At 68.7% G+C, this 17387-nt stretch carries 15 protein-coding genes; 12 read left to right on the top strand and 3 right to left on the bottom strand.

The features are described 5' to 3' along the window. The first annotated feature begins 47 nt into the window (after positions 1-47). The 5 genes from AC5RVV_RS06705 to AC5RVV_RS06685 all read left to right on the top strand — a co-directional run bounded on the left by AC5RVV_RS06705 (position 48) and on the right by AC5RVV_RS06685 (position 7688). On the top strand, positions 48-3281 hold the full coding sequence (locus AC5RVV_RS06705; protein WP_494000569.1) for a glycohydrolase toxin TNT-related protein: 3234 nt from the start codon (positions 48-50) through the stop codon (positions 3279-3281). Between the two features lie 14 nt (positions 3282-3295). After that, positions 3296-3823 carry a hypothetical protein gene (locus AC5RVV_RS06700; RefSeq protein WP_494000568.1) on the top strand — a complete coding sequence of 176 codons (528 nt, stop codon included), beginning with the start codon at positions 3296-3298 and terminating at the stop codon, positions 3821-3823. A gap of 36 nt (positions 3824-3859) precedes the next feature. Then, a complete protein-coding gene (locus AC5RVV_RS06695) occupies positions 3860-5005 on the top strand; it encodes an SseB family protein (protein WP_494000567.1) in 1146 nt (381 codons plus the stop codon). A gap of 1 nt (position 5006) precedes the next feature. After that, a complete protein-coding gene (locus AC5RVV_RS06690) occupies positions 5007-6080 on the top strand; it encodes a hypothetical protein (RefSeq protein ID WP_494000566.1) in 1074 nt (357 codons plus the stop codon). 180 nt (positions 6081-6260) lie between these two features. After that, positions 6261-7688 carry an FAD-dependent oxidoreductase gene (locus AC5RVV_RS06685; protein ID WP_494000565.1) on the top strand — a complete coding sequence of 476 codons (1428 nt, stop codon included), beginning with the start codon at positions 6261-6263 and terminating at the stop codon, positions 7686-7688. Between the two features lie 81 nt (positions 7689-7769). Here the strand turns inward: AC5RVV_RS06685 and AC5RVV_RS06680 are convergent, their stop codons facing one another. Continuing rightward, positions 7770-8009 carry a hypothetical protein gene (locus AC5RVV_RS06680; protein WP_494000564.1) on the bottom strand — a complete coding sequence of 80 codons (240 nt, stop codon included), beginning with the start codon at positions 8007-8009 and terminating at the stop codon, positions 7770-7772. Between the two features lie 242 nt (positions 8010-8251). Here AC5RVV_RS06680 and AC5RVV_RS06675 point away from each other — a divergent pair, with 242 nt between their 5' ends. Both AC5RVV_RS06675 and AC5RVV_RS06670 read left to right on the top strand, forming a co-directional pair. Next, positions 8252-8839, top strand: coding sequence for a TetR/AcrR family transcriptional regulator (locus tag AC5RVV_RS06675; protein WP_494000563.1), 588 nt, complete (start codon positions 8252-8254; stop codon positions 8837-8839). Between the two features lie 159 nt (positions 8840-8998). Then, a complete protein-coding gene (locus AC5RVV_RS06670) occupies positions 8999-9331 on the top strand; it encodes an ankyrin repeat domain-containing protein (protein WP_494001290.1) in 333 nt (110 codons plus the stop codon). Between the two features lie 81 nt (positions 9332-9412). Here the strand turns inward: AC5RVV_RS06670 and AC5RVV_RS06665 are convergent, their stop codons facing one another. Continuing rightward, positions 9413-10912 (bottom strand): catalase, encoded by a 1500-nt coding sequence (locus AC5RVV_RS06665; protein ID WP_494000562.1) that lies wholly within the window; start codon positions 10910-10912, stop codon positions 9413-9415. After that, entirely contained in the window at positions 10913-11374 is a 462-nt protein-coding gene (locus AC5RVV_RS06660; RefSeq protein WP_494000561.1) for a Fur family transcriptional regulator, read from the bottom strand. 270 nt (positions 11375-11644) lie between these two features. Here AC5RVV_RS06660 and AC5RVV_RS06655 point away from each other — a divergent pair, with 270 nt between their 5' ends. The 5 genes from AC5RVV_RS06655 to AC5RVV_RS06635 all read left to right on the top strand — a co-directional run bounded on the left by AC5RVV_RS06655 (position 11645) and on the right by AC5RVV_RS06635 (position 17337). Continuing rightward, positions 11645-12925 (top strand): MFS transporter, encoded by a 1281-nt coding sequence (locus AC5RVV_RS06655; RefSeq protein WP_494000560.1) that lies wholly within the window; start codon positions 11645-11647, stop codon positions 12923-12925. Positions 12926-13050: 125 nt separating this feature from the next. Then, a complete protein-coding gene (gene htpX, locus AC5RVV_RS06650) occupies positions 13051-13920 on the top strand; it encodes a zinc metalloprotease HtpX (RefSeq protein ID WP_494000559.1) in 870 nt (289 codons plus the stop codon). A 7-nt stretch (positions 13921-13927) separates the two neighbouring features. Further along, the gene (locus AC5RVV_RS06645) at positions 13928-14620 is read left to right on the top strand and encodes a histidine phosphatase family protein (RefSeq protein ID WP_494000558.1); all 693 of its coding nucleotides are present in this window, start codon (positions 13928-13930) and stop codon (positions 14618-14620) included. A 103-nt stretch (positions 14621-14723) separates the two neighbouring features. Then, positions 14724-15893 (top strand): NAD(P)/FAD-dependent oxidoreductase, encoded by a 1170-nt coding sequence (locus AC5RVV_RS06640; protein WP_494000557.1) that lies wholly within the window; start codon positions 14724-14726, stop codon positions 15891-15893. Between the two features lie 235 nt (positions 15894-16128). Continuing rightward, positions 16129-17337 (top strand): hypothetical protein, encoded by a 1209-nt coding sequence (locus AC5RVV_RS06635; protein WP_494000556.1) that lies wholly within the window; start codon positions 16129-16131, stop codon positions 17335-17337. The last annotated feature ends 50 nt before the right edge of the window (positions 17338-17387 follow it).

Raw genomic sequence — 17387 nt, 5'->3', positions numbered from 1 at the left:
GCCACTTTCACAAACATCAAGTCTCACGCACCGAATAAGGGGAAGCAATGACGGCCTGGGATCCCTACGCCGAGGAATACCCGCAGCGGCCCGACGCGGAACTGCTGCGCACCCACGCCAAGGCGCTGGACGACAAGGCCGAAGACATTGACGACGCCGTCGAACTGATCGAGAGCGACTGGAGCGGGCTGGAAGCGGTCTATAAGTCACCGGAGGCCCCGCAGGTCTACGTCGCGGTCAAACCGATCAGGACCACCACCGAGGACATCAAGTCCGACACCGCGGCCATCAAGTCGGCCATCGAGGCGTTCGCCGACTGGGCGGACACCTTCACCTCCCGCTACGACGCACTGGTGGCCCGCTGGCACGGCGTGCGGGCGCGGATCGCCAACGAAGGCAGCGATTGGCGCAAGGACGAGGACCTGGTCAACGACGACAACCGGATCCTCAGGGACGCCAACGCGCTGGCGGCCGAGCACATGGCGGCCGAGCGAACCTGCGCCAACGCGATTGCCGCACTCTACGGCGGCATCACCCTGGTCGAAACCACGCAGGACGGCCCCGGCACCGGCCAGCAGGCCTACGGCTACTCGGCAGAACAGCTTGATTCGGCGACCGGCGAGGGCCACATTCCCTGGGGCAAGCCGACGGAGTGGGACAAGCCGTGGTACGCGGACGCCTGGGACGGCATGGTGTCCTTCGGCAAGGGCGTCTGGAGCGGGATCACCGGCACGGTGACCGGCCTGTGGAACATGGTCAACTTCACCGACGGCGAGACCTTCGCCGCCACCTGGAAGGGCATCGGCCAGATCGCCCTGAACGTGGCCATCGTCTCCAGCCCGATCTCCGCGCTCGTGGCCGAGTCGATCGGCGGCCCGGGCACGGTCAAAAAGGCAGGCGAGGAACTGCTGGCCGTCGGCAAGGCGGCCATCCACTGGGACGACTGGCAGCGCGACCCGGCCTACGCCGCCGGCGCGACGGCGTTCGATCTCTCCGCCATCCTCCTGACCGCCGGCGGCGGCGCCGTCGCCAAGGCCGGCGGCGTGGCCAACAAGGTCACCGCGGTCAGCCGAGCCGGCGGGGCAGCGGCCAAGGTGCTGGACTTCTCCGGCCTGTCCAAGACCGCGGGCCTGACCACCCGCGCCATCGATTTCTCCACCAACTTCAAGTTCACTGCCATCGATGTCACGACCAGCGGCTTCAAGACGGTCACCGGCACGGTCCGCCCCTACGTCAGCACCGCCGGCCACGCTTTCACCGACGGGCTGCGCAACGCCGCCTCGGGCCTGCGCGCCGGCGCGGACAACTTCACGACGTCGCTGCGCACCGGCACGGACAACCTGGCGAACGCGCTGGGCGGCCCGCGCCTGGCTACCGCGGGCGGCGGTTACACCACCGGGCGCCGCTTCGATGTGGAGACGCCGTCCGGCCGCAACGCCAACACCATCATGAACTTTGACGCGGACGGACCCAAACCGTCGTCGCGCACCGGCGGCTACACCGTGCCGGAACGTCCCGGCCCTCCGCAGTACGGCCAGCGGATTGAGACGCCGGAGGCCAAGCCGGCGCCGGCACGCACTCCCGACGAGCAGGCGCCGGCACGCACCCCCGACGCGGAGGCTCCGTCACGCACTCCCGACGAGCAGGCGCCGGCACGCACCCCCGACGCGGAGGCTCCGTCACGCATCCCCGACGCGGAGGCGCCGGCACGCATCCCCGACGCGGAGGCTCCGGGCTCAAGGGCCCCGGAACCCGATCCCGCCACACCCAAGGCGACCGCTGCGGGGGCCGGCGACGGCATCAACGCCTATGACGTGAACGGACAGCGGGTCAGCGACAGCTTCCGCCATCCGCAGGAACCGCAGCACGGCACCGCTGTGCCCGACGCGATCCAGAACCCGGAGGCACACGCCAGATATGGCCAGCACCGGGCCGATGACCTCTACCAGGACGTCGAGATGCCGGACTGGGCGGACCTGCCCAAGGACCAGCACGGCCGCGTGGCCATCAACAGCGACCTCGACGCCATCGTGGACCGCTCCCAGCCCGCCTACGGCACCGACGAGCTCGGGAACCCCTTGGATAGAGCCGAGTACGCGAACCGGTACAGCGAGTTGGACGAGTTCCGCCCGGACGAGTACCGGGCGGCCTATCCGGACAACGCCGGGGCGGTCGAAGGAACCATCCGGACGTACTCTTCATACGACGAGCTGCAGTCAGACTTTGGAAGTGTCCAGCTGGACCGGATCGGCCCCAACGGCGGAGCCTACCTGGCCATCGAGGGAACCCCGTGGCACATGCGCGGCCTGCCGGTCGATACCCTCGGCAAGGAGCTGCACCACTTCGAGCTTGGCCGCCTGCCCGAGGGCGTCGAGGTCGAGGTCTCCGAAATCGCCCCGGCGTTCGGGCGCCCGGGCGGCGGAACCCAGCTGCGGTTCCTCGACACCACCCAGGGCCCCGATCCCAAAGCCATCGGCGTCGACGAACTGATCCGCAGGGAAGGCCTCCACGAGACCGGGCCGCGCCAGTTCGACCCGCCGTGGGCGCGCAACGCCGGCGACCCGGTGGACCTGCTGGCCAAGCACGACCTCGACTTGTCCGCACGGAAATCGGTCATTGACGCGGTCGAAGAGCAGGGCATCACGCTAAAACCCACGACCGTCTACGAGGTGGATGGCCGCGGCAAGTTTTACACGAACTCCGCCGGCCACATCCAGCAGATCGAGGCTCCCAGCGGATTCAAGGGCAACTGGAATCCCGAACTGAACAACCCGCGGCCCAACGTCCGGTACCACATCGACGGCAACATCGTGGTCCACACCGACGGGTTCGGGCGCCCCACGGCACTGCACGCCCACGACCTCGAGTACTTCCCCAAGAACCAGGCCGACACCTGGCGGCATCCGGGCAACCAGACCCACGTGGGCGGGCACGGCGGCGGCGACTACGACGGCGGCCACCTCCTCGCGGCCATGTTCGGCGGACCGGGGGAGAAGATCAACCTGATTCCCCAGCTGAACATACAAAACCGGAACCTCGGCCTGGGCGCCCTGACGCCCATCGAGCGGTTGCGGCTGACGGGGGCCGCCGACACCTGGTATGACACCGAGCTTTGGATCCGCAACCGGCTCCGCGACGTGCCTCCCGGGGGCAGCAAGCCCTCGGTCACGTGGGACGTCCGCCCGATCTACGATGCTGGTGGGGGAAACCGTGTTCCACATATGGTGGAACTCAAGGTAACGGTTAACGGCCAAACCCGGCGCTTCGACTTCGAAAACTAAGGAATGTACTCCCCGTGACATCACAGCTGCTCTCCGACGAGTTTTTGTCGGCCATGGCAACCGCGGCCTCTTCGCGGTTCCGGACCTATCAGGAGATCCGGCTGGAGTTCGAGATCTACGGTGCAACCGTCTCCTGGACGGAGATGGCACTAACGGCTGAAGGCGCATGGGTCAGCATTGACTTCTCCGACGCCGCGCCGCTGGACCGCAGGGCGTTAAAGTCTGACAAAGCCGCCAGCTACACCAAAGGTAAGGGCACATGGTTCGCTGCCCGGCTGACCCTGGTCCCTGACGAAGAGCCGCGGTTCGAACGGTTCGACACGGAGCCGTTGGAACCTGCCCCGGGCGCCCTCCAGATGCCGGTACCTCCCGCTGCGGTCCAGGCCGAGCTGGCCCTGTTTCCGCGCGAACAGGAACGGGTTCCCGGCTGGATGCGCGACATCCTCGAAAGCAACGGTTTGGACGTGCCGTATCTCGACCCGGCGACCGAAGAGCTGGTGCTTGGCAGTGAACGGGCTCCGTTCCAGGATCCCGCCCAGTAGCTCCCCCGCACTCTCCCGGAAGAAGGAACCCATTCCATGTCCGAACAGACGCCTGTGCTGCTCCGCCAACAGCAGTTGGCCGAGATACTCGCCGGCTGGATGCTGCAGGCCGTCAACTCCGAGCCCGGCTGGGACCGGATGGTGCTGGAGCTGAAACCATCCGCCGACGCCATGCTCATGCGCATCACCCAAGACCGCGGCGGCATGGCCGCGGCCAATGCCGGCGCCCTGAAGCCCGGCACCGCGCCCTTCGACGCCGCCGTCGAACTGCGCAGCCTCAGCGCGGGGGAGAACGGAGAATCCTGGCGCTCGGCAGCCGTGAACCTCTCCGCACGGGACTGGCCGGAACCGAAATACTCCCTGGACACCTACTTCAATTTCGACCAGCCCGCCCCCGATTTCGGTCTGGGAGAACCGGCCGACCAGGGGCCCGCATCAGCAGCGGGACAGGAACAGGCCGGCCGGCGCGGGCTGGACAACCGCTTGGTCGCCGACGCCGTGGCGAAGTTCAGCGAGAATCCGGGGAAGGCGGCGGCCGTCAATGTGTTGCGCCACCTGATCGGCAGCGAAGTGTTGCTTGATGCCACAGATAATCCCGGGCGCCCGGGCATCAGCGTCGTCGAAGTCCACGGTTCGCCGTCCGTGCTCGCCTTCACCTCGCAGGAGAAGCTGGCCGAATTCCGGGCCTCCACGGGCCGGCCGGGAGCGCCGGTGTCCTGGGTCCAGCCCGGCGAGGACCTTTTGAAGTTCGTCGACGGACACCGGGACATTGCCTACCTCTACATCAATCCCGCGGGCCCCGCCTGCGCCCTCGGTCGTCCGGAGATCGGCTTCGCGGCCGGGAGCCTGGCCAATGTCGCCTTGAAGCGGGCCGTGGCGGGCCAGGGCGGCACCGACGCCGTCGCGGAAGAGCTTAAGCGGCCCGGCGCCGTCGTTCTGGCGGTTGACCGTTCGGACGAGGGTGGCTCCGACGGGGGTCCGATCCTGCTCAAGGGCCAGGACGGCGGGCCGATTCTTCCCGTGTTCTCGTCCGGGCCGGAAGTTGCCGCTTTCCGCCCGGCGGCGCAATTCAGGGAAGTGCCGGCAACCTGGGCCATCGACATGCTGCGCCAGAGGCCCGAACTGTCGATGGTGGTGGACCCCGCCGGCCCGGAAGCGCTGCTCCGCGCCTCGGACTTCTGACATGGCCTCCCACCTGGGGCAGCTGGATGAAGCCCTGCTGACGACAGCTGCAGAGTGGTTCGGGGGCAGCAGTTCCCTGGAGGACGGCGCCTGGACCGTCCGGAACAACTACGGCGTGGGGATGTCCATCGCTGCCGAGGCCGACGGCTTCGTCTTTCGGGACGTTATCGCGCCTTACTGGCCCGGGAGACCGGAATACGTCCGCACCACGGACCCGGAGGCCCTGCTGCGCTGCCTGTTGTTCCGGGCGGCGTTCTGGCAGCGCAAACGCCGCGGCCTGCGCTTTCTGGCTCTCTCCGACCAGGGGATGGATGACGCCGGCGGCTGGACGCTTCGCAGCAAGCCGCACAAGTCGCCCGCCGTGCTCGAACGTACGGGACCCGGCGGCACCGTCAGCGCCGGCTTTCCGGTGGCACGCGACGCGCGGATCTTCACCCGGTATGCTGCACTTCCGCTGGGGTCCCTCGTGGTGTCACTCGTCGCGGCCGACGGTGCCCCGCTGTTCGGGCCGGGCAGGCCGGGCCACGTTCTCCAAGGGCTGCCGGGCCGGCTGGCGGAACTGCCGCCTGAACGGATGGACAAGGCCGTCCAGTACGCCGCCATAGCCGAACCGCTGATCCGTGACGATCAGTGGGCGTTCATGAACGCGGCCGGAGAGCGCACGACCGTCAGCGCGACCGCCGACGGGTACATCCTGGACTTTGAAATGCCGCACGACAACGCGGACCGGAAAAGGTCCTACGTGCGCACCGAGGACCCGGACATACTTACGCGTTGCCTGTTGTTCCTCAGCGGCCGGGCCAACCGGTTCCTGGAGGCAGCGGACGCCGGGGACGGTTTCCTGCCCTACACCGACCGATACGGTTGCCGGGTCGAGGACCCCGACCAGGCATACCCCGTCACCCTCACCGGCACCAGCGAGCGGGGGGAGTTCCGGGCCTTCTTCCCGGCCGGCACCGGGGCGCGCCACCTGACCTATTACTCCGGGGCGCCCATCGAGGAGCTGCTGGCGTCGATCGAGTCGGACGACGGCTCGCCGCTGTTCGGTCCGGACCGGCTGGAAGCCGCCGGCTGAGGGCCGAACGATGCCAAAAGCCTGAGGAGCCGCACCGGTCCCTGGCCCGGCGACGCACCGCCGGCGCCCGGGAGCCAGTGAGATACGCGGCACACTGTTAGGAGGGAAACCGGCGGGCATTTAGAATAGGAAACTGTGCGCTTATTGCGCAGGAGGATTCCCGAAGAAGAAGGACTGCCCGTGTCTAACTCTGCCGAGGCCATCACCCAGCGTCCCCTGAGGGTGGCTATCGTCGGCGCCGGACCAGCCGGCGTTTACGCCGCCGACATCCTCACCAAGGCGGAGCGGGATTTCGAGGTCAGCATCGACCTCTTCGACCGCTACCCCGCGCCCTACGGGTTGATCCGCTACGGCGTGGCCCCCGACCACCCGCGGATCAAGGGCATCGTCAACGCCCTGCACAAGGTGCTGGACCGCGGCGACATCCGCTTCCTGGGCAATGTCGACTACGGCCGGGACCTGACCCTGAGCGACTTCCGGCACTTCTACGACGCGGTGATCTTCGCGACGGGCGCCATCCAGGATGCCGAGCTGGACATCCCCGGCGTTGAGCTCGAAGGATCCTTCGGCGCGGCCGACTTCGTGTCCTGGTACGACGGCCATCCGGACGTGCCCCGCGACTGGCCGCTGGAGGCCAAAGAAATCGCGGTCATCGGCAACGGCAACGTGGCGCTGGACGTGGCCCGCATGCTCTCCAAGCACGCCGACGACCTGCTCAGCACCGAGATCCCGGACAACGTCTACCGCGGCCTGAAGAACTCTCCCGTCACCGATGTGCACGTCTTCGGCCGGCGCGGTCCGGCGCAGGTGAAGTTCACCCCGCTGGAGCTGCGCGAGCTTTCGCATTCGCGCGACGTGGACATCGTGCTCTACCCGGAGGACTTCGACTTCGACGAGGGCTCCGACGAGGCGATCCGCTCCAACAACCAGACCAAGACGATGGTCAACACCCTGACCAACTGGCTGGTGGAAGAACAAGACACCGGCGCTTCCCGCCGCCTGCACCTGCACTTCCTGCACACCCCGGTGGAGATCGTGGAAGGCAGCGGCGACGGCGCCGGGCACGTGGCAGCGATCAAGTTCGAGCGCAACGAACTGGACGGCACCGGCAACGTCCGCGGCACCGGCGAGTTCGTCGAATACCCGGTCCAGGCCGTCTACCGGGCCATCGGCTACTTCGGCTCCGAGCTGCCCGAGGTCGGCTACGATGCCCGCCGCGGCGTCATTCCCAACGAGGGCGGGCGCGTACTGGACGAGGACGGCAACCCGGTGCCGGGCATCTATGCCACCGGCTGGATCAAGCGCGGGCCGGTGGGCCTGATCGGCCACACCAAGGGCGATGCGCTGGAGACCATCGGCTTCCTGCTCGAGGACCGGCTGGACCTGCCCGCGGCCTCCGACCCCGCCGAGGATGCGATCATCAAGCTGCTCGAGGAGCGAGGCGTCGCCTACACCACGTGGGAAGGCTGGCTGAAGCTGGATGCCCATGAGCGTGAGCTCGGGGCCTCCTTCGTCCCCGAAAACAACGACGGCGATGTTCCCGCCGTCGAGCGCGAGCGCGTCAAGGTGGTCCCGCGCGAAGAAATGGTGAAGATCTCGCAGCACTGACCCGCGGAACCGGGTACGCGGTTCCGCGCGGGGAGCCCGCCCGACCCAGCGCCGCGCCGACGCGCGTTGTGCGGCGCGCGGCTAGCGCTTGAGGTAGAAGCGCAGGACGTCGCCGCCGGGAAGTTCCACGCGGACCTTGTCGTCGCCGGGCGTGCTGAGGCGGGCTTCGGGATAGGTGGAACGCAGGCAGCTGAGCAGCGCCTGGTAAGGATCCGGGAGCGAAGCATCCGGTCCTCGTGGGCCTCCCGGCTCCGGGCGGTGGAGCCAGGTCCGGAAGCGGGCGCCGCACCGCTGCAGCAGGGACTGTACTGGAGCCACCATCGCCATCCTTGCCCGCTTCACTGCCGGCCGCCGGCCGGTCTGATTCCGCGTTTCTGCCCTTACGCCCAGTATGGGAGCCGGCGGCCCTTTATCTGCGAGGCGTCCCGGCATGTCGCGGAAGGACGGGTGTTGGGCCCGCAACGACTATGCTGAAGCCGAGCCGGTGGCCGGCCGCATCCACCGGCGCCCCGATCCGCGTCGGGCGCTTCAGGTCCCACGCAGAAGGAGGCAGGGCACACCGCATGGCCAGACCGCAGAACCCGCAGCGCAAGCCGCAGCTGCTCGAGGACATCCTGGCCTATCTGCAGGACAAGAACCTGGCGGACCTGTCCTTCCGCCCGCTCGCCGAAGCCCTGGGCATCAGCAGCTACATGCTGGTCTATCACTTCGGGCACCGGGAACAGCTGCTCGAGGAGATTGTGCAACGGGTCGAAGCCGATCTCTCCGCGCCGTCGCCGGAGCAGTTGGCCGGCCTGGCGGTTCCGGAGCTGCGGCAGTTGCTGCTCCAGGTGTGGGAGCACTCGCAGACCCCGCACAGCCGCGCCCTGCAGCGCCTGGGATTCGAAGCGGCCATCCAGCAGGCGGCCGCCAGGCACACCACCCATCCGGCGCCGCCGGCGCGACCGCCCGGGTTCGTCCGGTGGCGCGATGCCGCCACCGGGTGGCTGCGGGCCCGCGGGGCAGGGGAGCAGACGGCGGCGGCCGAAGGAACGCTCTTCGCCGCCGGCGTGTGCGGCCTGTGGTTCGGGCAGGTGGTTGCCGACCAGACCGGGGAGCCGGCGGCGGCGTTCAACCTGCTCCTGGAACGTTTCCTGGCGGCCGCCGCCTGAGAAGTCCGCGCGGCGCCGTGGTGACACCCTGCGGGAGCCGCCGCTGGACGGAAGGGGCGCTCCGCCGTCGTGATTCGGCAGGGGCTCGCATACTCTGGGGGAGTGACGAACGATATACCGCTGAACGAAGAACAGACCCGACGCGTGGTTGCGCTCGCCATGGACCTGGCCCGCGAGGGCAAGACCGGCGAGCTCGCGGAATTCCTCGACCACGGGCTGCCCGTGGACGCGCTGGATTCCGACCACAACACCCTGCTGATGCTGGCCGCCTACCACGGGCAGGAAGAGACGGTGGGCATGCTGCTGGAACGCGGGGCCAATCCCGATATCCGCAACGTGCGCGACCAGTCGCCGATCGCCGGCGCCCTGTTCAAGGGCGAGGACGCCGTGGTGTCCAGGCTGCTGGCGGCTGGGGCGGACCTGGATGCCGGCACGCCGTCCGCGCGCGATTCGGCCAGAATGTTCGGCCGCGAGCATCTGCTGGACAAGTAGCAATCCACTAGAACGAAAAAACTGCCCGGGACCGGCCGCAAGGGCTGGTTCCGGGCAGTTTTATGCCGTCAGGCGGGGCAGTTACGCCGAGTCGGTGTTCACGTCGACCGGGGAGATCTTGCCGGCCTGCAGGGCCTCGATGGCCTTGCGCACGCCTTCGCCGTAGGCCGGGTCGGCCTTCGTGCAGTTGGCGATGTGGCGCTCGATGGTCGCCTGGGAGGCGCCGTCGATGGCACGGGCGGTGTTCTCGAACAGGACCTGGCGCTGCTCGGCGGTCATCTTCTCGCGGAAGAGGATGCCGGGCTGCTCGTAGTAGTTGTCGTCGTCCTCGCGGAAGTTGAACCGGTCGGCCACGGCGCCCACGGCCTGGGCCGGGTCGCGGTAGGCCGGCTGTTCCTGCCAGCGGCCGTAGCCGTTGGGCTCGATGCCCGGGGTCGCACCCTGGTTGCCGTCAACGCGCATGGAGCCGTCACGGTGGAAGGAGTTGACCAGCCCGGCGCCGCGCGGGTAGTTCACCGGGATCTGGTGGTGGTTGACACCCAGGCGGTAGCGCTGCGCGTCGCCGTAGGAGAACAGGCGGCCCTGCAGCATGCGGTCCGGCGAGAAGCTGATGCCCGGAACCACGTTGGCCGGGGTGAAGGCGGCCTGCTCGACGTCGGCGAAGTAGTTCTCCGGGTTGCGGTTCAACTCCCACTCGCCCACCTCGATCAGCGGGTAGTCCTTCTTGGACCAGACCTTGGTCAGGTCGAACGGGTGGTACTTGTAGGTCTCCGCGTCGGCCTCGGGCATGATCTGGACCATGAGCTTCCACTTCGGGAAATCGCCCTTGTCGATGGACTCGAGCAGGTCGCGCTGGTGCGACTCGCGGTCCACGCCGACCAGCGCGGCGGCCTCGGCGTCCGTGAGGTTCTTGATGCCCTGCTGCGTGCGGTGGTGGAACTTCACCCAGTAGCGCTCGCCGGCGTCGTTGATGAAGCTGTAGGTGTGCGAACCGAAGCCGTGCATGTGGCGGTAGGACGCCGGGATGCCGCGGTCGGACATGACGATGGTGACCTGGTGCAGGGCCTCGGGCAGGTTGGTCCAGAAGTCCCAGTTGTTCTCGGCGCTGCGCAGGTTGGTGCGCGGATCACGCTTCACTGCGTGGTTCAGGTCCGGGAACTTCAGCGGGTCGCGGAAGAAGAACACCGGGGTGTTGTTGCCGACCAGGTCCCAGTTGCCCTCTTCGGTGTAGAACTTGACCGAGAAGCCGCGGATGTCGCGCTCGGCGTCGGCCGCGCCGCGCTCGCCGGCGACGGTGGAGAAGCGGGCGAACAGTTCGGTCTTCTTGCCGACCTCGGAGAAGATCTTGGCCTTGGTGTACTTGGTGATGTCGTTGGTCACCGTGAAGGTGCCGAAAGCACCGGAGCCCTTGGCGTGCATCCGGCGCTCGGGGATGACCTCGCGGTCGAAGTGGGCCATCTTCTCCAGGAACCAGACGTCCTGCAGCAGCATCGGACCGCGGGGACCCGCGGTCAGGCTGTCCTGGTTATCGGCTACGGGCGCGCCCGCAACAGTTGTCAACGGCTTGGTGTTATCAGCCATTTAGTTATCGCTCCTTGTCGGATCTTCCAATTGAAGGTCTTTCGTGGCAGTGCAGGCGGGGCAGGTGCCCCAGAAGGTGACCTCGGCTTCGTCGATCGCGAAACCGTGGCCCTCGGCCGCCGTCAGGCACGGTGCCTCGCCCACGGTGCAGTCGACGTCGGCAATATTGCCGCACGACCGGCACACCACGTGGTGGTGGTTGTCGCCGACCCGGGCCTCATAGCGCGCCGGGGACCCCGAGGGCTCAATCCGGCGCAGCAGCCGGGCGTCCGTCAGCGCCGCCAGCACGTCGTAGACGGCCTGCTTGGAGACGCCGCCGAGTTCGTCCCGCACCACACCGATGATGGTGTCGGCGTCGGCATGCGGGTGCGCGCGGACTGCTTCCAGCACCGCCGCCCGCGGACGGGTCACGCGCAGCGACGCCTCGCGCAACAAGTCCTCCGGATCCCTCATCTCGACCATGAAACGATTCTGCCACCTTTTTTGGACTGAGTCCAGAAAATTATCTGGACTCAGTCCAATCATTACGACGGCGGTGCCGACCGCCGGGAGGCACCTCGCCCTGCGCGCGCTGCCCGCCGGGGCGCGCTGCCCTCCGGGACGCCGCGCCGGCAGCCGCGGCGCCGGCTGCAGGGCTCCCACGCCCGGGCGCGCTGCCCGCCGGGCCGCCACGCCGGCTGCCGGGGCTCGAACCGCCCGGGAAAGGTGCTGCGGGCAACTAGAATCTCCGCCATGCCCAAGTTGTTCGCCGATACGGCGCCGCTCAAGGAGAGCCCGGATTTCCGCCGGCTGTGGATCGGAACCTCGCTCTCCGCCATCGGCGCGCAGTTGACGGCAGTGGCGGTAAGCCTGGAGGTCTACCAGCTCACCGGGTCGACCTTGGCGGTGGGCGGCGTCGGCGTCGTCGGGCTGATCCCGCTGGTGCTGGCGGGCCTCTACGGCGGCTCCGTGGTGGATGCCTACGACCGGCGCAAGGTGGCGCTCTATTCCGGCCTGGTGTTGTGGGCCTGCACCGCCGTGTTTGCGCTGCAGGCGTGGTTCAGGTTGGAACAGGTGTGGCTGCTGTACCTGGTGATCGCGGTGCATTCGGCCGCGGCCGGGCTCAACCAGCCGGCACGCAGCGCCATCGTGCCGCGGCTGGTCCGGCGCGAGATGCTGCCGGCCGCCAATGCCCTGACCATGATGACGTTCGGGCTGGGCATGACCATCGGTCCGCTGGCGGCCGGGGTGCTGGTGGCAGGGGTGGGCTTCGGCTGGACCTACACCCTCGACGTCCTCACCTTCACGGCGGCCATCTGGGCGGTGGTCAAGCTGCCGCCCATCCCGCCTGAGGGCGAGGTCCGGAAGGCCGGCCTGCGCTCGGTGGCCGAAGGCTTCCGGTTCCTGCGCAGCCGTCCCAACATCCGCATGACGTTCCTGGTGGACATGGCCGCGATGGTCCTGGCCCAGCCTCGCGCCCTGATGCCCGCCATCGGTGCGGTCATCATCGGCGGCGGCGAGGCGACGGCGGGCATCCTGCTGGCCGCTGTCGCCGCCGGGTCGTTCATCGCCGCGGTGTTCTCGGGGCCGCTGGGAGGCGTCCGCCGGCAGGGGCTGGCGGTGCTGTGGTGCGTGGTGGTGTGGGGGATAGCCGTCGCGGGGTTCGGCGCCGTCGTCGTCATGGCCGGGCAGACAAACGCCGCGGCCGCCGGGGACGTGAGCGGATGGCTCGTGCCGGCGGCCCTCTGCCTCGCCGCGGCAGGTGCGGCCGATACGGTGAGCGGCGTCTTCCGCAACACCATCCTGCAGGCGGCGACGCCGGACGCCATGCGCGGGCGGCTGCAGGGCATCTTCATCGTGGTGGTGGCCGGCGGCCCGCGGCTCGGCGATGCCGTCGCCGGCGGCGGCGGTCAATGGCTGGGCGAAGGTTTTGCCGCGCTCGCCGGCGGTGTCGCCTGTGTCTGCGCCGTCGGGCTGCTGCACAGGTTCCAGCCGCGGTTCTCCCGCTACAACGACAGGCACCCCGAGCCCTAAGCGCCTGGGCGGAACATGGCGCCGGACTCCAGCGTTGGAATAAGTGACCGGTGGATACACTGAAAGACGGAGCCCTGTGCCTGCATGGCACGGGGCCGATGGGCGCGGGAGAGGACTCATAAGCGGTGCACAACCACTTCAATGGACTGAAAACGGCCGGCCTGCTCGGTGGGCTCTTCGCCCTCCTGCTGGCAATCGGCGCGCTGCTGGCCAGTGGGACCGGCAGCGCCAACTGGATCTGGATCATGGCCCTGATCGGCGTGGGCACAACCGCCTACAGCTACTGGAACAGCGACAAGCTCGCCATCCGCAGCATGCAGGCCTACCCCGTGACCGAAGCCGACCAACCGGGCATGTACCGGATCGTCCGTGAACTGTCTGCGCGGGCGAACCAGCCGATGCCCCGGCTCTACGTGTCCCCGACGAGGGCCCCCAACGCCTTTGCCACCGGCCGCAATCCCAAGAACTCGGCCGTGTGCTGCACCGAGGGCATCCTGCGCCTGCTGGATGAGCGCGAATTGCGCGGGGTGCTGGGCCACGAGCTGATGCACGTCTACAACCGCGACATCCTGACCTCCTCCGTGGCCGCCGCGGTGGCGGGCGTGATCACGTCGGTCGCGCAGTTCCTGTTGTTCTTCGGCGGCCGCGACCGCAACGCCAACCCGCTTGCGCTGATCGCCATGTCGCTGCTGGCTCCGCTTGCCGCCATGCTGATCCAGATGGCCGTCAGCCGCACCCGCGAGTACGACGCGGACGAGGACGGCGCCGCGCTGACCGACGATCCGCTGGCCCTGGCGTCGGCGCTTCGCAAGCTGCAGTACGGCACGCAGCAGGCGCCGCTGCCGCAGGACCAGAGGTTGGTCAACACCAGCCACCTGATGATTGCCAACCCCTTCAAGGGCGGCGGCGCGAAGAAGCTGTTCAGCACCCACCCTCCGATGGACGACCGCGTGGCGCGGCTGGAACGGATGGCCGGACGCCCGCTGGGCTACTGAGGCAGGCATGCGGCTGCTGCTGATCCGGCACGGGCAGACCCACTCCAACGTCCGCGGGCTGCTGGACACCGGTGCCCCCGGCGCCGAGCTGACCGACCTGGGGCATGCACAGGCGCGGGCGCTGCCGCAGGCGCTCGACGGCGAGCCGATCGACGCCCTGCTCGCATCCACCCTCGTGCGCGCCCAGCTCACGGCGTCCCCGCTGGCCGCCGCCCGGAAGCTTGAGACGGACGTGCGGGACGGGCTGCGCGAAATCTCGGCCGGCGAGCTGGAAATGCGCGGCGACCGCGATTCCATCATTGCCTACATGACCACGGTCTTCGCCTGGGCGGCGGGCGACCTGGAGCGCCGGATGCCGGGCGGGCCGGACGGCCACGAAACGTTCGGACGCTTCGATGCCGTGATTGAAGAAGCCCGATCCTCCGGCATCGGAACCCTGGCGGTGGTCAGCCACGGCGCCATGATCCGCAGTTGGGCCGGCGCGCGGGCGTCCAACCTGACGGTCCCGTTCGTGGCCCGGAACCAGTTGAGCAACACCGGGGTGGTGGTGCTCGACGGTGGTCCCGACGGGTGGGAGGCGCTCACCTGGATGGGCCAGGCCGTTGGCGGGCCCGAACTGGCCGACCCGCTCACCGACGGACCGACCGCCGATCCGGTCAACCCCGGGAGCGTCCCCTCCGGCCCCGACTCCCGGGACTGACAAGCAAAAAACCGCGCAGACCCGGAGCGGCCGCCGGCCGATGTCACACATCTGCCGGCGGCGGTGTCCTGTCTCTGTAACCACACACGAGAGGGAGTTCACGGTGAGCGCTAAGCATCGGATTGTCATCATAGGGGCGGGCTACGCCGGAGTCATGGCCGCAAACCGGCTCGCCGGCAGCAAGGAGCTGGCGGGCAGGATCTGCGTGAGCGTCGTCAACCCTTCGGCCGACTTCGTCGAGCGGATACGGCTGCATGAGGTCGCGGCGGGAGGCCGGGAATCGGCCGCCGTTCCGATGGAGTCGCTACTGCACCCGGAGGCCACCCTGGTGGTCGGAACGGCCTCCCGGATCGATCCCCGATTGCGCACCGTCCACTTCGACGACGGCCGGGCCGCGCTGGAGTATGACTTCCTGATCTACGCTCCCGGCAGCGCGAGCCAACCCGTCCCCTCGGGATCAGTCGGCTTCACGCTGCAGGACGCATCCTCCGCCGCCCGCCTGCAGCACGCGTTGCAGCAGTTGGCTCCCGGCGCCGTCGTCAGCGTCATCGGTGGTGGCCTGACCGGCATCGAGGCAGCTGCCGAAATTGCCGGGGCGCTTCCGCGATTGAAGGTGCGGCTGGTCTCGCGCGGGCGGACAGGTGCGGACCTGTCCGAGCGGGGCCGCCGAGCCCTGCTGGCACAGTTGGCGGACATCGGCGTCGAGGTCATGGACGGAACCCGGGTGGACCGGTCGGACGCGCAGCGCATCATCCTGCCGGACGGCACGGCCGTGGACTCGGACTGCACCGTCTGGGCGGCCGGTTTCAGCGCTTCCGGCCTCGCCGAAGCGAGCGGGTTGGCCACCGATGACCACGGCAGGCTGCTCGTCGACTCAACGCTCGCCTGCCCCGGGTACCCGGAGATCGTCGGCGCCGGAGACGCCGTCCGCGCCCAGGACACGGTGGCCTCGCACCTGCGGATGGGCTGCGCCGTGGCCATGCCCATGGGCGCCCACGCCGCAGAGAACGTCATCGCCCGGATCCGGCAGCGCTCCCCTCAGGAGTTGTCCGTCGGGTTCATGGTGCGCTGCATCAGCCTGGGCCGGCGGTCCGGACTTGTCCAGCCGGTGCATGCGGACGACACCCCGCGCCGGTTCGCCCTGGGCCGCAGGGGCGGCGCCCTGGTCAAGGAACAGGTGTGCCGCATGACCCTGTCGTGGATCCGGGGCGAGCTCAAACGCAGCGGATCGTACAGTTGGCCCCGCGGCCCCCGCACCGCCGCGGCACGGTAACCGCAGCGCTCGGAGGGGGCCGAGGGGCGCGACCGCGTACTCGGTTTTTGCAGGCCTGCTTACCGGCGGGAGCGGGGCAAATACCCGGCTTCCGGTGGGCAAACACGGGGATATATCCGGCCCACTACTCGACTCTTTCGGATCCGCCTGAGTTTCGTTGCCGCCGGTTTAGTCCGCCTGTTAGTGTCGCCGGATCCGCGCCGCGCGGGGTTCAGTTGGGGGAAGAGAGTTCATCATGCGTTTTTCGTCATTGGTGGCCGCGACGACGTTGGGGCTCGTCGTCGCATTGGCGCCAGCCGGTCCGGCGCTCGCCGGCCCCGCCGAACGGCAGGCCGCCTGCACAGCCCTGGGCGGAACGCTCAGCGGCAACGGCAATAATCAAACCTGCACCGTGAAAACCGTCGTCGTAGGTCCGGATGTTCCGTCAGGCACTCCGACGACCACGTTCAGCCCGGACCGGCCCGTGGGCGATCCTGTCACCGTGGACACGTCCCTTCCATCCCGGCAGCCGGATCCCACGGTGACAACCGAGGAACGCAACGTCGGCGACGCGACCGTCGTCAGGACCGAGCGGGCCGGCACCCCGGTCGTGACCGAGGAAGAGCGCGATGCCGGCGAGGCCGTCAGCGAGGACGTCGTTGTTCCCGGCACTCCGACGTCGACAACCCGGACGGAGCGGGGCACGCCGACGAGCACCGAGACGCCCGCGACCACCAACTGCCGCAGGGTGAACAACGAGCGGGCGGCGAAGCCCGTGGAGAGATGCGAAAGGGCCGTCCTGACCACGACGACGACGCCCACAACGATCGTCACCACGACGACCACCCCGCAGGAACGAGTCACCACGACGACCCAGCCGCGGGAAACGCTGATTACCACGACGACGCCGTTCACGGAGGTCTTCACCAGCACCCAGCAGCGTGAAATGTGCACCACGACGACCTACCAAACGGTGATCGCCACCGCGACGACGCAGCAGACGGAGCGCACGGCGACGACTACGCAGCCGACAACGCGGACCACCACCACGACGATCACCACGTTCAACTTCCCGCGCGGCACCGACGTCCCCACCCCCACTGGCGTGCCGGTGGTGACGCAGGAAACGGAACCAGGGACTCTTGTGGTGACGGAAGCGGTGGTTCCCGGCACGCCGATCGTGACCACCGGAACCCGGCCGGGCGACGAGGAATCGGAGACTGAGTGCGCGCCGATCGCCCCCGTGGTGACGGTCACCGAAGGGGAAACGAGGCAGGAGGTTACGACGGCGACCGTGCCCGCAGAGCCGGTTGTCACCGTGACCCGTGAGGACATCGAACCGCTTGTCGTCGAGACCGAGGCCCCGGGGGCGCCGATCGTGACGACCGACGTCCGCAGCACCGGGCAGACCTGCTACAACAACCCCTCCAACGCAGAGCAGAGGAGCAACCGCTGCGCAGCCTAGCTCCGAACGGGTTCACTGACGCTGCCGCCTTCCCCTCCGGGAGGGCGGCA

This window comes from Arthrobacter sp. MDT2-34-1 (assembly GCF_059091365.1).
Note: the sequence above shows the minus strand (reverse complement) of the source record. Positions and strands in the feature narration are given on the sequence as shown.

Bases quoted from the DNA above. Each gene is read 5' to 3' on its own strand.
- AC5RVV_RS06705 (WP_494000569.1), top strand. From the start codon at position 48: ATGACGGCCTGGGATCCCTACGCCGAGGAATACCCGCAGCGGCCCGAC.
- AC5RVV_RS06695 (WP_494000567.1), top strand. From the start codon at position 3,860: ATGTCCGAACAGACGCCTGTGCTGCTCCGCCAACAGCAGTTGGCCGAG.
- AC5RVV_RS06690 (WP_494000566.1), top strand. From the start codon at position 5,007: ATGGCCTCCCACCTGGGGCAGCTGGATGAAGCCCTGCTGACGACAGCT.
- AC5RVV_RS06680 (WP_494000564.1), bottom strand. From the start codon at position 8,009: ATGGTGGCTCCAGTACAGTCCCTGCTGCAGCGGTGCGGCGCCCGCTTC.
- AC5RVV_RS06675 (WP_494000563.1), top strand. From the start codon at position 8,252: ATGGCCAGACCGCAGAACCCGCAGCGCAAGCCGCAGCTGCTCGAGGAC.
- AC5RVV_RS06670 (WP_494001290.1), top strand. From the start codon at position 8,999: ATGGACCTGGCCCGCGAGGGCAAGACCGGCGAGCTCGCGGAATTCCTC.
- AC5RVV_RS06665 (WP_494000562.1), bottom strand. From the start codon at position 10,912: ATGGCTGATAACACCAAGCCGTTGACAACTGTTGCGGGCGCGCCCGTA.
- AC5RVV_RS06660 (WP_494000561.1), bottom strand. From the start codon at position 11,374: ATGGTCGAGATGAGGGATCCGGAGGACTTGTTGCGCGAGGCGTCGCTG.
- AC5RVV_RS06655 (WP_494000560.1), top strand. From the start codon at position 11,645: ATGCCCAAGTTGTTCGCCGATACGGCGCCGCTCAAGGAGAGCCCGGAT.
- AC5RVV_RS06645 (WP_494000558.1), top strand. From the start codon at position 13,928: ATGCGGCTGCTGCTGATCCGGCACGGGCAGACCCACTCCAACGTCCGC.
- AC5RVV_RS06635 (WP_494000556.1), top strand. From the start codon at position 16,129: ATGCGTTTTTCGTCATTGGTGGCCGCGACGACGTTGGGGCTCGTCGTC.